The sequence below is a fragment of the Cytophagia bacterium CHB2 genome, assembly GCA_030263535.1.
Taxonomy (GTDB): Bacteria; Zhuqueibacterota; Zhuqueibacteria; order Zhuqueibacterales; family Zhuqueibacteraceae; genus Coneutiohabitans.
The window spans coordinates 1-1770 of record SZPB01000658.1; the positions used below are offsets into that span (position 1 = coordinate 1).

The 1770-nt window shown below is 54.0% G+C and carries 2 protein-coding genes; both read right to left on the reverse strand.

Annotated features, from left to right (window positions below; genetic code table 11):
* A partial coding sequence (locus FBQ85_29960; protein ID MDL1879357.1) for a methyltransferase domain-containing protein occupies nucleotides 1-762 on the reverse strand: 762 nt, incomplete at its 3' end.
* Nucleotides 763-871: 109 nt separating this feature from the next.
* Complete coding sequence (locus tag FBQ85_29965; protein MDL1879358.1) at nucleotides 872-1393, reverse strand: OsmC family protein; 522 nt, start codon at nucleotides 1391-1393, stop codon at nucleotides 872-874.
* Nucleotides 1394-1770 lie beyond the last annotated feature (377 nt).

Consider the following 1770-nt stretch of genomic DNA (forward strand, 5'->3'; position numbering starts at 1 on the left):
GTTGCGATATCCTGCAATCGAATCCAAATACTCGGCATAAGCTTCCTGGCGCGTGCGTTCGTCAAAGCGCGCATGCGCCAATGCAACCGGCCCGCCGATGAACGCAGCACCGCAGGCGTCTTCGGAAGAGTCATAATGCAAAAGCGTGGCAATCCTTTCTAAAACGACTTCTTCAAAACCGGCGGCGAGGAATGTTTGTTTGAGCAAATCGCCCGTTCCCAATTGAAAAAACAACGGGCATACTTCGCTTTGCACACGCGCATCAACGATGGGGAAAATCTCTGCCCAGCCGCAATGCGCGCGCTTGCCCCATACCGCAGCCACCGCACGCCCGCCGGATTTCAATGCGGATTTCATTTCTCTGAGCGCCTGCAGAGGATCCGGGAAATACATCATGCCGAGGCCGCACAGCGCTGCATCAAATCCGGTTTCAGGAAGCTGCAAATCCTCCGCATCGCGGCGCAGCCAGGAAATATGAGAAAACCCTCGCTCGACGGCGCGGGCGCGGCCCAATTCCACCATTTGTTCTGAGATATCTGTGGCGACAACTTTGCCCTCTGCGCCAACCTGCGCGGCCGCCGGAAAGGTGATTAAACCCGTGCCGCAAGCAACCTCGAGCACAGCCTCGCCGCGCTGCAAGCCGGCCATCTCCAACAGCCTGGTTTGCGCCGGTTGCAATTGTTGTTGCCAATACTGTTCATAAAAATCGGCGGCTTTGTCCCAGCCATAACGCTGAATCCGCCGTTGCAGTTTGGGTTCCATAAGATTGCTTTGTGAGGTTCAGTGTTTTTTTTAACTCTCGAACAAAAATTTTTGCATACCGAATTCGCGGACGAACATTTCGTGCCAACGATTTTTCCGGGATTAAACGCTATTGCGCTTCACTTGCGATGAAGCGAACTTCTCTGCGCATCTGTTGTGGCCGGCGAAATATGTCGAGATAAGAGCTGTGTTCATCCGCAACATCCAACACGCGCAAAACCTCTTCTCGCGGAGCCGGACTTTCCACATTCACCAGGCAACGTACTTCCAGATAACCCGCCGGCACCTCCGCCAGGGCGTACTCACCGCGTACATCCATGTCAGCCTGAATCTCGACTTCGAGATTTGTGATCGTCACGCCGAGTTTGGCTGCCCACATCATATACCCCATGGCAAGGCAACTGCCCAAGGCGCCGCGGCCAAGAATTCCCGGATTGGGGCCGGCATTCGTGCCGCCGCGATTTTCGCCCATGTCGGTGACAATTTTCCAGGCGCCTTCGGCAATTTCACACAATAACCCGTCGCGCACACGAACTTTGGTAATCGCGGTTTTCTTGCCGAGCGTGGGCCGCAGTTGTAAAGCTTTTTCATTCCGCTCAAAAGCGATTTTGATTCGCTGCATGTCTTCCATAAGTCTCTTTCAAAATTTAACCGAAGTCATTTATATCAATCCTGCACCATTGTCACTGTTGTGCAAGTTGCCGGTTTGCCAAACATCAATCCATAAAGGTATGAGGGAATGCAAAAATCCGTCAGCACCGGAATCACTGCGGCGCAGATAAATAAGCCGCCGAGAATATACCCGAGCAAGGCCGCGCCGCTATAAAATGCCCAGCCCACTATGCCCGCCCAGGCTGACGCGACCATACAACAAAGCCACCGGGCGAAATGAAACCTGGGCAGGGCGCGTTTACCGAGCAAAAAGCGCATGCCGAAATTATAAAACACATCGCACGGATGCCCCGGCAGAAGCGCGCCCAGCAGGGAGAACGGCAACAGCGTCCAAAT

Excerpts from the sequence above, each read along its gene's own strand:
- FBQ85_29965 (MDL1879358.1), bottom strand. The coding sequence starts at position 1,393 with ATGGAAGACATGCAGCGAATCAAAATCGCTTTTGAGCGGAATGAAAAA.